Raw genomic sequence first — 12672 nt, forward strand, 5'->3', positions numbered from 1 at the left:
CGCGATTAGAAGGGCGGGTCGTCGGCGGACGAATAGGTGTAGCCCAAGGCGCGCCCCCGGGCCATCCGGGCGTCGTGATTGTGCCTGCGCTCAGCGGCGATTCGCTGCGCGCGATGCTGCGAACGAGTCCGGCTCCGGGTCGGCATCATCGCGGTGCGGTCGCCACAACGGAGGTCGTAGGCCGGCGGCACCTGGGGCACGTCACCCGTCGACACCGCAAGCGCGGGAAACAGCAGCGCGCTACCCGGACTGGTCACGTACACCCGCCCCGACGGCAGCGTCCAGATCACCGTGCCGTCGGCCAGCTGCCGGTCTTGCCAGCCCCAGAAAGTCTTGAGTAGATGGTGTTTTCGGCACAATGCCTTGAGGTTCGACGGATGTGTCGCGCCGCCGTCGGCGAAGGGCTTCGTGTGGTCGATGTCGCACCGCACCGCCGGCACATCGCAGCCGGGCGCGCGACAGGTCAGGTCGCGGCAACGGACGAACTCGGCAAGCTTCGCCGACGGCGTGTAGCGCGGCTCGGCCTCGGACGGAAATGCCAATGGCCGCAACGTCGCCGTCTTCGCCAGCTCGGCAACCACCTGCGGCGGGATCAACTCGTCCACCCCGGCCATGTATCCGGGCGCCCCGCCGCTGCCGTCGACAGCGGACTGATCGGCGACCACGTGAATGATCACGTTGCGATCGCGCAGCCGGCCGCGCGCACCGACGCATGCCGAACCCTCGCAGGTGCATGCCATCCGGTCGACACCCGCGACCAACGCGGTCAGCGCGTCGGCCCGCCGCTGCGCCTTGGTGCGAGGATCGGCTTCACACACCGAGCTCGCAAGTTCGTTTAGTCGTCGATCGAAAGCCTTGGCCGCACTGGCGAATACGTTGCCGTAGATCTCGGAAACGCCCGACATCGACCGCGACACATTCAGGTAGCGGTCCTTGATCTCCTTGTTGGCCCGGCGAATGGCGTCGCGATCGACCCGTGCCACGATGGCGTCGACCCGCATCGCGAGCCTGCCGCGGGCCGACGACGGCCAGCGGGGTGCGCGCAAGGCCACCTGTTCGTCGACGGTGGCCAGGGCCGCCTCGTCAGTGATCAGCGCGGTGCGCAACGCGATGACCGAGAATGCGACGTAGTTGATGTCGCCAGCGGCCAGACACTCCCCGACTTTAGGTAGGCGCTCGCGCATGATCTCCGCATCGCTCATGTACCTCGACGCCTGAGCACGGCTGATCCGAAGGGCCGCAGCCAATTCCGCCGAGACCTCGTCCCACACATCGGCGACCCAATCCGCGCGGTCCCCGTGCTGACGGAAGCGCAGTTCCATCAGATCGGCGACCGCGTTCAGCCGCCGGGCGGTGGCTTGCGACTCCGCGCGCGCCGCCTCGCAGATCGGGTCGATCGGCGACGTCGATTCGAACATACATTCGATTATACGGACGTGGCCGACAACTTCACGCCCGCGGACAGAACATGCCGAGGATCTGCTGGCAGTTGCTCCGATCGATCACGAACGGTCCCGGGTTGTACGGCACCGGCTCAGGCGGTACCTCCCCCTCGAAGATGTTCTGGGCGACATTGCCTTGGCCGTGGTCGACGTACCAGTAGGTGTGGCAGACGTTGACGTCCCAGCGGACCGGGTTCACCCGAAGGTTGCCGGTCTGCACTGGGGGATCTCCGGGGCACCAGCGGCACGGCCCTGCCGGATGGTCGTTCGGACAGCCAGGCCAGGCGTCCGCTTCGGCAGTTCCGGCGGTCGCGACCATCCCTACCGCCACGACCGCCGACAGCAGTCCGGCGCCCACGATGTTCTTCAGCGAAGTGTTCATGACCGAAAAAGTAGGTGCGGCCGCTTGTCAGATTCTTAACGACGACAAACTAGAACGTGTTTCAGAAATAGGGTTCCCCGGCCGCCGGCACCTTGTTACGGTGGCGCCGTGATCCTCGACAAATTCAGACTCGACGACCAGGTCGCCGTCGTCACCGGCGGCGGACGCGGTCTAGGCGCGGCCATCGCGCTGGCGTTCGCCGACGTCGGCGCGGACGTCGTCATCGCCTCCCGCACCCAATCCGAACTAGAGTCCGTCGCCGAAAAGGTCGAAGCGGCCGGCCGCCGGGCCCACATCGTCACCGCGGACCTGGCCCAGCCAGAGGTCACCGCCGAGTTGGCGCATAAGGCCGTCGAGGCCTTCGGCCGGCTGGACATCGTCGTCAACAATGTCGGCGGCACGATGCCCAACGGTCTGCTGACCACGTCGACCAAGGACCTCAAGGCCGCCTTCACGTTCAACGTCGCGACCGCTCACGCGCTGACCACCGCGGCGGTTCCGCTGATGCTCGAGCACTCCGGCGGCGGCAGCGTCATCAACATCACCTCGACAATGGGACGGGTCGCCGGCCGCGGTTTCGCCGCCTACGGCACCGCCAAAGCGGCCCTCGCGCACTACACCCGCCTGGCCGCGCTCGACCTGTGCCCGCGGGTTCGGGTCAACGCGATCGCACCCGGATCGATCGCCACTTCCGCGCTGGATGTGGTGGCCTCCAACGACCAACTCCGCGAGCCGATGGAGCAGGCGACCCCGCTCAGACGGTTGGGGCAGCCCGACGAAATCGCCGCCGCCGCGGTCTATTTGGCCTCTCCTGCGGGCGCCTACCTGACCGGCAAGGTGATCGAAGTCGATGGCGGCATCACCTTCCCGAACCTCGACCTCCCGATCCCGGACCTGTGACCATGACAATCAAAGTCGCCGCAATCGGCACCGGCAATGTCGGCATCCACGCGCTGAAGGCGCTGATCACCAACCCCGACTATGAACTCACCGGGGTCTGGGTCTCGTCGGAAGCCAAATCCGGCAAAGACGCCGGAGAGCTTGCCGGCCTTGATGTTTCGACCGGGATCAAGGCGTCCACGGACCTCGACGCGGTGCTGGCCACCGGACCGCAGTGCGCGGTCTACACCGCGATGGCCGACAACCGGCTCCCCGACGCCCTGGAGGACTACCGACGGATCCTGGCCGCCGGCGTCAACGTCGTCGGCAGCAGCGCCGTGTTCCTGCAGTACCCCTGGGCAACGCTGCCCGACAACATGCTCAAGCCCATCGAAGATGCTGCCCGCGAGGGCAATTCGAGCCTGTTCGTCAACGGCATCGACCCCGGATTCGCCAACGACCTGATTCCGCTGGCGCTGGCCGGCACCTGCCAGAGCGTCACGCAGATCCGCTGCATGGAGATCGTCGACTACGCCACCTACGACAGTGCGACGGTGATGTTCGACGTGATGGGCTTCGGTAAGCCGCTCGACGAGGTTCCGATGCTGTTGCAGCCCGGCGTGCTGAGCCTGGCCTGGGGGTCGGTGGTGCGCCAACTCGCCGCCGGCCTGGGTGTCGAACTCGATTCGGTGACCGAGAAGCAGGAGCGCATCCCGGCGCCCGAGGACTTCGACATCGCCTCCGGACACATCCCGAAGGGCAGTGCCGCGGCGCTGCGGTTCGAGGTGCAGGGCAACAAGGACGGTCACCCCGTCGTCGTCCTCGAACACGTCACCCGGCTGCGCGAAGACCTGTGCCCGGATTGGCCGCAACCGGCGCAGCCCGGCGGCTGCTACCGGATCGAGATCACCGGTGAACCGTCCTACGCCATCGACGTGTGCCTGAGCAGCCCCAACGGCGACCACAACCACGCCGGTCTGGTCGCGACCGCGATGCGCGTCGTCAACGCCATCCCGGCCGTCGTCGCGGCGCCCGCGGGAATCCGCACCACGTTGGATCTTCCGCTGGTCACCGGTCGCGGCCTGTACGCGCCCGCCTAGCGGTTTCGGCTAACCTAACTTTCTTATTCGCCGTCGGAAAGTGAGTTAGGTGGCCCAGGACACCCGTGCCCGGTTGAAGACTGGGTGGTACCTGCTCGGGCCCGCGTTCGTCGCCGCCATCGCCTACGTCGACCCGGGCAACGTCGCCGCGAACATCAGCGCGGGCGCGCAGTTCGGCTTCGCGCTGCTCTGGGTCATCGTCCTGGCGAACGTGATGGCCGGGCTGGTGCAGTACCTGTCCGCAAAACTTGGCCTGGTGACCGGGCGCACGCTGCCCGAGGCGATCGGCACGAAGCTCAATCGTCCTGCCCGGCTGGCGTTTTGGTTGCAGGCCGAGATTGTCGCGATGGCCACCGACGTGGCCGAGGTGATCGGCGGGGCGATCGCGCTGCACATCCTGTTCGGGCTGCCGCTGCTGCTCGGCGGCGTCATCACCGGGGTGGTGTCGCTGCTTCTGCTGCGGGTTCAGGATCAGCGCGGCCAGCGCATCTTCGAACGCGTCATCACCGGTCTACTACTGGTCATCGCGATCGGCTTCACCGCGAGCTTCTTCGTCGCGACACCGCCGCCCGGCGACGTGATCGGCGGTCTGGTGCCACGCTTCCTCGGCAAGGAAAGCGTTCTGTTGGCAGCGGCCATCCTCGGTGCGACCGTGATGCCGCACGCGGTGTACCTGCATTCCGGGCTGGCCCGCGACCGGCACGGTCATCCGGAGCCCGGCGCACAGCGGCGACGGCTGCTGCGCATCACCCGACTGGACGTGGGCCTGGCGATGGTGGTCGCGGGCGGGGTGAACGCGGCCATGCTGCTGGTCGCCGCGCTCAACATGCGCAACCGCGGCGACATCAGCTCCATCGAGGTCGCCTACAACGCCGTGCACGACACCGTCAGCCCGGTGATCGCCGCGCTGTTCGCGATCGGCCTGCTCGCCTCGGGACTGGCGTCGGCATCGGTGGGCGCCTACGCCGGCGCGATGATCATGCAGGGCCTGCTGCACCGCTCGGTGCCGATGGTGTGGCGCCGACTCGCAACGTTGGCGCCCGCGCTGCTGATCCTGGCACTGGGTTTCAATCCGACCCGCACGTTAGTGCTGTCGCAGGTGGTGTTGTCGTTCGGAATTCCGTTCGCGCTGCTGCCCCTGGTTCGGCTCACCGGTGATCGCACGTTGATGGGCGACGACGCCAACCACCGCGTCACGACCGCTGCCGGCTGGGTGATCGGCACGTTGATCAGCGGCCTGAACGTGGTCCTGATCTACCTGACGGTCACCGCCAGAGGCTAGGTCGCGCGTCGGAATTCTCGTTCTCCCAGCGGTGTTTTCCGGTGCCCTCGACCTGGTTGAGTTCGTCGAGCAGCGCGTCCATCTGGGCGAGCGACGGCATCTCCTTACCGCTCTCGCGGTAGGCGTCGCGAACAGTGGCCAGTAGCCGCAATTCGCGCTCGATACTCTGGCGATCCCGGGTGCCGTCAAAGTGCGCGCCGCTCATCGGTCAATCCTGTCACCTTGTGCCGCAGCCCATCACCGCGACGCGTGGAATTAACCTTTCGCTCAGAAGTCGTTCGAACGCTGCGACCGTCCGGCAAATACTTCGCTCGGCTAACATCGATCCGTGACGCAGCGCCGCCGTCATTCCTACTTCGCGTACGGGTCCAACCTGTGCGTGCAGCAAATGGCGCAGCGCTGCCCCGACGCGGTCAACCCACGCCGCGCCGTCCTCGCCGACCATGACTGGTTGATCAACCAGCGGGGGGTTGCAACCGTCGAGCCATTCGACGGGACGCAGGTGCACGGCATCGTCTGGGATCTCACCGACCACGATCTGGACACGCTGGACCGCGCCGAGAGCGTGCCGGCGCACTACAGCCGCAACCAGATGCTCGTGCAGACCGAGGACGGGCCGGCGGACGCGTGGGTCTACATCGACCACCGCGTGCATCCGGGCCCGCCGCGGCCCGGCTACCTGGAACGCATCATCGACGGCGCGGAGCATCACAAGCTGCCGCAGAGCTGGATCGACTTCTTGCGACGATGGGACCCATCGCGCTGGCCCAAGCCGCGTCCGCGGCCCACAACGCCTGCGCCACAATCGCTTTCCGAGTTGCTGGCCGAGCCCGGCGTTGTCGAGTCAAGCCAGTTGCGGTCGCGGTTCGGCTTCCTGGCCATCCATGGCGGTGGGTTGGAGGAGATGACCGACGTGATCGCCGAGCGTGCCGCCGACGCAGCCGGCGCATCGGTGTATCTGATCCGCCATCCCGACCGGTATCCGCATCACCTGTCGTCGGCGCATTTCCTGGCGGCCGAGTCGGCGCGGTTGACGGAGTTCCTCGCCCACGTCGACGTGACCGTGTCACTGCACGGCTACGGACGGATCGGCCGCGCCACCCAACTGCTCGCCGGAGGACGCAACCGCGCACTGGCCGCGCACGTCGCCACACACCTCGACCTGCCGGGCTATCGGGTCGTCACCGACCTCGACGAGATTCCGCCGGAACTACGTGGGCAACATCCGCAGAATCCAGTGAACCAAACCCGCGGTGGTGGAACGCAATTGGAACTACCGACCCGGGTCCGGGGGATCAGCCCACGCAGCCCGCTCCCCGGCGACGACGGACTGTCGCCCGTGACCGCGGCATTGATCGAAGGTCTCGCAGCAGCCGCTCGTACCTGGAAGTAACGACACAATCGGAGGTGGCCAATGGCCGAACGCGCCCTAAGCTTCTCGGTGGGCATTCACGCCGTCAAATCGCTGAAAGCCCTGCGAGACAAGGTGAAACGGATCGAGGACAGCGGATTCGATGCGCTGCACCTACCCGACCACCTGGGCGCGCCCGCGCCATTTCCGGGGCTGACCGCGATCGCGACGGCGACGTCGCGGGTCCGGCTCGGCACCTACGTGCTGAACGCGGGTTTCTACAAGCCGGCCCTGCTGGCGCGCGACGCCGCCGAAGTCGACCAGATCAGCGACGGCCGGCTCGACCTCGGCCTCGGTGCCGGCTACGTGAAAGAGGAATTCGAAGCGGCCGAGCTGCCGTATCCCACTGCGCGGCAACGGGTCGACTACCTCGAGCACGTCACCGTCTATCTCAAGAAGCACCTCCCGAAGGTGCCAATCCTCATCGCGGGCAACGGAAATCGATTACTCACCGTCGCCGCCAAGCACGCCGACATCATCGGTTTCACCGGTGCCAGCTCCGACGCCGCCGACCCGCTGGCCGAGCGCGTCGAGTTCGTCCGCAACGCCGCCGGCGATCGATTCGCCGATCTCGAGCTGAACCTGGCGATCACCGCCGTGCCGTCCGGCGATTCCGATCAGGCCGACCTGGCGCTGACCCGACGATTTCTTCCCGGCGTATCCGACGAGGAACTGCTGGCCTTGCCGTCGGTGCTCAGCGGCTCGACCAGCGGCCTCGTCGAGACGCTGCTCGGCTACCGCGAGAAGTACGGGCTGACATCGTTCACGTTCCAGGAGAACCACGTCGACACGATCGCGAAAGTCATCGCCGCACTCCGTTGACCGCCGGGTTCCGTATTCTGGGTTGATGCGCTACAACCCGCCTCCGAACTGGCCGAAGCCCCCGAAGGGCTGGGCGCCGCATGCGGACTGGTCGCCGGATCCGTCCTGGCCGCCGCCACCGCAGGGCTGGCGGTTGTGGGTCGAGGAAGACGAGGAGGGTCCGGAGCCCCCGTCGGCGCTGGGCCGGCTCCGGCACGCCGGCGACGACAGCGAATACTTCGGCGACGAGAACGCGTGGGCCGACGACTCCGGGCCCGCGCCGTCCGACGACGATCGGCTCGACAGGGCGATCACCGAGTTGCCGCCGCACCCCACCGAGGTGGCGCCCGAAGATCTTGCGGTGCAACACCTTGGCCAGTACGCGACGGTCAAATGGGCTGACGAGAAGCAGTACGCGATCGGCACGATCCTCGCGGTCTCGGCCGACGCGGCCGAGGTGCGGCTGAAGCTGGACGGCATCGACGGGCCGATCGCGTTTCCGCGGGAGACGCCGGGCAGCCCGAAGCTCCTGGTCTGGATGTAAGACCCCTGGCGACGGCCATCCCCGTCATCTGCCTGACCGGCTATCTCGGCGCGGGCAAGACGACACTGCTCAATCACGTCCTGCGCAGCCCGGGCGCGCGGATCGGTGTGATAATCAACGACTTCGGCGAGCTCAACGTCGACGCCATGCTGGTGGCCGGCCAGGTGGACGAGCCCGTATCGATTGCCGGCGGTTGCATCTGCTGCCTGCCCGACGACGGCGGCATCGACGAGGCGCTGGCCAAGCTCGCCGACCCGCGGCTGCATCTCGACGCCGTGATCGTCGAGGCCAGTGGTCTGGCCGACCCGCTGAGCGTCGCCCGCATCATCGGCTTCAGCAAGGTTTGCGGGCTGCGTTACGGCGGACTGGTCGACGTCATCGATGCCGCAACTCATTTCGACGTCGTCGACACCGGTGGGGTGTTGCCCGCGCGCTATCGGGCGGCGTCACTCGTCGTCGTCAACAAGCTCGACCAACTCCCCGAGGGCGACCGCACCGCTTTGGTCGAACGGGTGCAGCAGCGGGTGCGCAGCCAGAATGCCCGGGCTACCGTGGTAGGAGCGATCGGCGGGCAGATCGACCCGCGACTGCTCTACGACGTCGCCGGCTCCGATGACGAACCGGGCCAACTCTCGCTGCGCGAACTGCTCGTCGACGAGGCCCCGCACGCCCACGACCACCACGACCACGTGCACGCCGACTCGGTGACCGTGACCACCGACGGCGAGGTCGACCCCGGCGCGCTGATCGACCTGCTGGAAGACCCGCCGACCGGGGTGTACCGGCTCAAGGGAGCGGTGAAGATGCGCTACGGACGAGGCGCGCCGACCTTCGCGGTCAACCTGGTCGGGCCGACGATTCACATCGCCAGCGCACCGGCCGGGGCCGTCGGCAATTTTCTGGTCGCGATCGGGATGCACCTACATACCGACGAGGTACGCGCCCGCCTCGATACGGCGCTGCGCCCGTCGGCCGAACCGGCGACCCTGGCCGACGCGCACCGCCTGCGTCGGTACCGTCGCCACAGCCTGTGACGCCGCGCGCCGATCCGGAGGTAGATTTGACGAGGTTTTCCGCCCCCGTAGCTCAGGGGATAGAGCACGGCTCTCCTAAAGCCGGTGTCGCAGGTTCGAATCCTGCCGGGGGCGCTAGAGTTTTTCCAGGTCAGAGGGTTGTTGGCTGCTTCTCGACCCGCTACTCGGGTTCGTCTGGTCGGTGCTTGGTCGGTGATTATTCGACATTATTTGGCATCAGATGACTTGCTCTGGTTGCCGATAGCCACACGAGCCGCAGCGTCGAGCCGTGAAGCGATGTCGTCAAGATCACTCGGGAACAGAGCCGCGTAGTGGTTAAGCGTGGTCGCCGGCGATTCGTGACCTAACAAGCGGGCCACAGCGACGACCGACGCACCCGCGTCGATAGCAAGCGATGTGGCGGTGTCGCGAAGATTGTGTGGAGTGATGTTCAAGCTCAGCGCCTCGACTGCGGGATCGAACACGTCGCGTCGCCAGTTGCGATTGCGCAGCGGCGTGCCCGAGGCAGACGGAAAGACCAATTCACCTTGAGGCTGGCCAGCTTTGTACCCAGCCAGCTCGTCCGACACGATCTCAGGGACAGGCACTGTACGTGCCTGATGGTTTTTGACCGGCGATAACTCTCCCCGCGGCGCCTCCTCCGAATACGCCCGAGCGACGCGTATGGTCCGGGATTGTTTGTCGACATCGGCCCATCGCAGGGCGGCGAGTTCACCCCACCTCAATCCGCAATAACCGGCGACGAGCACCAGCAAGCGGTCCCTCGGTTGATCGACCTCTCCGGCAAGACGCCAGAGCTGATCATTAGTCAGTGGCCGGGGGTCGTTGCCCTGCACCTTCGACAATCGGATACCTGCAGCGGGATTGCGCTGAATGGCGCCGTCGCGCACGGCGTAGTCGAACACCCTGCGCAAAACGCCCAACGAATGGCGGGCTGTTGCGACTGATTGCGTGCGCGACAAGTCGGCGGCCCAGGCTTGCACCTCGGATGGTCGAACCGATACGAGCGGCCGACGCCCGAAAGTCCCCGCAATCTGTTTCGCGATCACCCCACGAATCTTGCGGGTAGTTGCCGGCTGCCTGAGTGGCTGGGCATCCAGCCAGATCTGACACCACTCTCCGACCGGCCTGTCCCCTGCCGCGGGATCCGACCACACGCCGGATCGGAGGCTATCCGTTTGGCGCCGTTCCCATTCCTGCGCATCACGTTTCCGCTGAAATGTGCGCGAAGCGACGTATCGGCCGCGGTAGTAGATGCGAGCGCGGTAGACTCGCGCGCCGTTTGGACCGACGCGCGGTTCAATCACCCTGCTTGCCAGCGTGATTCACGCCGGGTATCGAGCCACTCATCGACCTCTCGGGAGTCCCACCGGAGCGCGGTTCCGACACGAATCGCCGGCGGGCCGTCGCCACGCAGGCGCCAGGCACGGATACACCCGACGCTCACCGTCAGCCGCTCCGCGAGCTCTTGGATGGTCAGTAATGTGCCAAGTTGAGGCGTATCAGCCTGCGGCTTCGAAGGTTTCAAAACCGCGGACACCGTTGCCGTTGAGCGAGATGCAGCCACCGTGTTTCCTTTGCGATATCCGATTAGTTCGGATCATCGGATATCGCCGGGCCATCTCGCTACCAACGCAACCAACTTCGCCGAAATTGGGGTGCGTCACAGTCCCCTCGGGTTAAAGAAAATGCCCTCGTTGGCGATCGTGTCGATAGCGCCAGGGATCGAGGAGCGCGGGATCGCCGCTGCGATCCAGCTAACCTCTTCGTCCGTCAAAGTCCTGCCGGCCCATTCCTCGAGCTGCGATCGGTACAAGATCACGTGAGGCCGTGCAGCTGCCGAATGCTCCATAAGTTCCTCCAGCTTTCGTTAAGTCTGCATTCCCTACTCTGGTCCCCTATCGTCGTCGGCCTGGGCCTGGGCGTCGAGGAGATCCAGATGATCGCGGAAGGCATCGCCGTCGTCGTGCGCGGTGACCCTTCCCGCCGCCGCGTGCTCGTCGACTTCGATTTCCCGCTGCTGCCAGCGATCCTCCCAGAACCAACGCTGGTCGGCGGCAATCGGTAGCGCTGGCCGAAGCTCGAGCACCCCGTCCTCGCGCTCCGTGATCTCGACTTGAGCGCCCGATTCGTCGAGGCGCAGCCGCCGACACACCTCGGCCGGCAGGGCAACGAGACCGCGGCCCTGAATCGCGACGAGCCATGAAAAAGCCACGGCTCCACGGTCTCACATCGCCACAACGCGGGAAATCCGTATGCTGCCGAGCTGGATTACGAATTGACCTAGACGAGCTTCCGCTTTTCAGACGGAGTTGCGGCTTACACGAATGTGTTTCAGCTGCTCAGGCTGGTGGCGCAGCTGGCATCTGGACGTGTTGGACCAGTCGGTCTGGCGGGTTGGCCCCATTTTGGCCCCATGAGATGGCCCGCATGAGTCGCGGCTGACGGGCCGGGTGCCGTCCTATTTTCCTGCGTGTTATTCGGTAGGCATCGCACTGACTTTCCCGAGCTGCGAGCCGTTTCACAGCGCCGGCTCAAGCGTCAGGCCCCATGGCGTGACAACGCTGATGAGCGGTGTGGGCGGCGGGTCGGTGAGCGCGATGAGTTCCCCGGCCGAGCTCGCGGCGCCTCGGCCTTCGAAGAGCGCGATGCACGCGTTGCCGTCCAGTCGGGACGGGAACCGGACGGCGCTGGCGCCTCGGTCAAAGAGGTCCGCGGCGATCGTCTGGGTGATGGCTCGGCGGCTGGTGGTGATCTCGTGCAGATCGAGGTGCTGCAGGTCGTGCTCGAGCAGCAATTGGACGTGGCGGTGCTCGATCTCCTGGCGGGTAGGGACGTCGGTCAGGTCGATCAAGGGGCCATCGAGCTCGAGGACGGTAGGAACGAGGACGTGCTGTCTTCGCCATTGCGCAGTGACCGGCTTTTCGATGAAGTCTTCTGCGGCCTCGGGTCCGTAGCGCTCGACATGGCGTTGCAGCGCGCCCAGGTTAGGCCGGAAGTCGGCGAGCACTTCGCGTAGCGATGTCTCGGCCGAGTCAGCGCAATAGAGCGTGCGGAAGCGGTGGTGGACATCGTCGAAGCGATGGCTGAACTGATACAGCTCGCGTGGAGTGAAATCCAAAGGGTCTGCGTAGTAGCCGACCCGCCATAAGGTTCGCCCTTGCTGGGGCGCCGCAATCACGACTGGAAGCTGGCGACCTGCCGTGCGGCCCGTACGACCATCGCGAACTCTGCGGTGTCGATCGCCGCGCCGAGCACCTCAATCGGCGCGCGATCGTCCAAGCGCGTATTGGTGCCAAACAGCCACGCCCGTGCTGTCTTGTCGTCGTAGGCGTCGACGAGCATCCTGACGACTTTGTAGCCCTCGCGTAACCGGCGCTCGGTCGCGCCGTGCGGTTGCGGGCCGCCATTGCGCGCGTACCGACCGATCTGTTTGGCGTCAGCTAGGCCCGCCATCGCCGCCGCGACGCGCTGGCCGACAGTTTTTTGCAGATATGCGGCGATCTCGCGGAGCGAAAGTGTCGCTGACTCATCATCAAGCCGCTGCGCCGCGGACACGGTCAAGACCGGCATATCGCACCTCCACAGTAATTCTATCTACGACGTTACCTTATCAACACCCCGCAACACATCCGCAAGCTACACCGAATAGTACACCGCGCTACCCCACCGGAGACTTGCGACAGGAAGAATTCGGGCCGCCATGTTCGCAGAAATCGGCCGCCAGCATGGCTCTCAGCAACCGCGATTCGCAAGCAAAGTGACAGTCGGCCAAGCGGGAAATCGGTTATCGCGCT

General features: G+C 66.0%; 15 protein-coding genes and 1 tRNA gene. 8 read left to right on the forward strand and 8 right to left on the reverse strand.

From position 1 onward, the window contains the following. Positions 1–5: 5 nt before the first annotated feature. Both PT015_RS13080 and PT015_RS13085 read right to left on the reverse strand, forming a co-directional pair. Positions 6–1418 (reverse strand): HNH endonuclease signature motif containing protein, encoded by a 1413-nt coding sequence (locus tag PT015_RS13080; protein WP_285184954.1) that lies wholly within the window; start codon positions 1416–1418, stop codon positions 6–8. Positions 1419–1449: 31 nt separating this feature from the next. Further along, the gene (locus PT015_RS13085; RefSeq protein WP_285184955.1) at positions 1450–1824 is read right to left on the reverse strand and encodes a hypothetical protein; all 375 of its coding nucleotides are present in this window, start codon (positions 1822–1824) and stop codon (positions 1450–1452) included. 108 nt (positions 1825–1932) lie between these two features. Between PT015_RS13085 and PT015_RS13090 the strand changes: the two genes are divergently transcribed. Genes PT015_RS13090 through PT015_RS13100 form a run of 3 tightly spaced genes read left to right on the forward strand, consistent with a single transcriptional unit; the run spans position 1933 to position 5085 of the window. Then, complete coding sequence (locus PT015_RS13090; RefSeq protein WP_285184956.1) at positions 1933–2724, forward strand: SDR family oxidoreductase; 792 nt, start codon at positions 1933–1935, stop codon at positions 2722–2724. 2 nt (positions 2725–2726) lie between these two features. Next, entirely contained in the window at positions 2727–3803 is a 1077-nt protein-coding gene (locus tag PT015_RS13095) for an NAD(P)H-dependent amine dehydrogenase family protein (RefSeq protein ID WP_285184957.1), read from the forward strand. A gap of 49 nt (positions 3804–3852) precedes the next feature. Beyond that, entirely contained in the window at positions 3853–5085 is a 1233-nt protein-coding gene (locus PT015_RS13100; RefSeq protein ID WP_285184958.1) for an Nramp family divalent metal transporter, read from the forward strand. On the opposite strand, the gene PT015_RS13105 is transcribed toward PT015_RS13100, so the two are convergent. Further along, a complete protein-coding gene (locus PT015_RS13105; RefSeq protein WP_285184959.1) occupies positions 5069–5290 on the reverse strand; it encodes a hypothetical protein in 222 nt (73 codons plus the stop codon). The genes PT015_RS13100 and PT015_RS13105 overlap by 17 nt on opposite strands. Positions 5291–5473: 183 nt before the next feature. Between PT015_RS13105 and PT015_RS13110 the strand changes: the two genes are divergently transcribed. From PT015_RS13110 to PT015_RS13130, 5 genes are all read left to right on the forward strand, one after another. Continuing rightward, positions 5474–6478, forward strand: a complete 1005-nt coding sequence (locus PT015_RS13110) for a poly-gamma-glutamate hydrolase family protein (protein ID WP_285191092.1) — start codon at positions 5474–5476, stop codon at positions 6476–6478. 21 nt (positions 6479–6499) lie between these two features. After that, positions 6500–7318, forward strand: coding sequence for a TIGR03621 family F420-dependent LLM class oxidoreductase (locus PT015_RS13115; protein WP_285184960.1), 819 nt, complete (start codon positions 6500–6502; stop codon positions 7316–7318). Between the two features lie 25 nt (positions 7319–7343). Further along, positions 7344–7841, forward strand: coding sequence for a hypothetical protein (locus PT015_RS13120; RefSeq protein ID WP_285184961.1), 498 nt, complete (start codon positions 7344–7346; stop codon positions 7839–7841). A 5-nt stretch (positions 7842–7846) separates the two neighbouring features. Next, positions 7847–8875 (forward strand): CobW family GTP-binding protein, encoded by a 1029-nt coding sequence (locus PT015_RS13125; protein WP_285191093.1) that lies wholly within the window; start codon positions 7847–7849, stop codon positions 8873–8875. A 41-nt stretch (positions 8876–8916) separates the two neighbouring features. Next, positions 8917–8989, forward strand: a tRNA-Arg gene (locus PT015_RS13130). Between the two features lie 92 nt (positions 8990–9081). Here PT015_RS13130 and PT015_RS13135 read toward each other — a convergent pair. From PT015_RS13135 to PT015_RS13150, 5 genes are all read right to left on the reverse strand, one after another. Further along, a complete protein-coding gene (locus tag PT015_RS13135) occupies positions 9082–10182 on the reverse strand; it encodes a tyrosine-type recombinase/integrase (RefSeq protein ID WP_390887802.1) in 1101 nt (366 codons plus the stop codon). Next, complete coding sequence (locus PT015_RS24700; protein ID WP_390887803.1) at positions 10179–10442, reverse strand: helix-turn-helix transcriptional regulator; 264 nt, start codon at positions 10440–10442, stop codon at positions 10179–10181. The genes PT015_RS13135 and PT015_RS24700 overlap by 4 nt, the downstream gene beginning before the upstream one ends. A 318-nt stretch (positions 10443–10760) precedes the next feature. Beyond that, a complete protein-coding gene (locus PT015_RS13140) occupies positions 10761–11090 on the reverse strand; it encodes an AbrB/MazE/SpoVT family DNA-binding domain-containing protein (RefSeq protein ID WP_285184964.1) in 330 nt (109 codons plus the stop codon). Between the two features lie 306 nt (positions 11091–11396). After that, positions 11397–11996 (reverse strand): RES family NAD+ phosphorylase, encoded by a 600-nt coding sequence (locus tag PT015_RS13145; protein WP_285184965.1) that lies wholly within the window; start codon positions 11994–11996, stop codon positions 11397–11399. Positions 11997–12052: 56 nt separating this feature from the next. Further along, positions 12053–12448: an XRE family transcriptional regulator gene (locus tag PT015_RS13150; RefSeq protein ID WP_285184966.1), complete on the reverse strand. Its 396-nt coding sequence runs from the start codon at positions 12446–12448 to the stop codon at positions 12053–12055. Positions 12449–12672 lie beyond the last annotated feature (224 nt).

The organism is Candidatus Mycobacterium wuenschmannii (assembly GCF_030252325.1).
In the GTDB taxonomy this organism is placed as follows: domain Bacteria; phylum Actinomycetota; class Actinomycetes; order Mycobacteriales; family Mycobacteriaceae; genus Mycobacterium; species Mycobacterium wuenschmannii.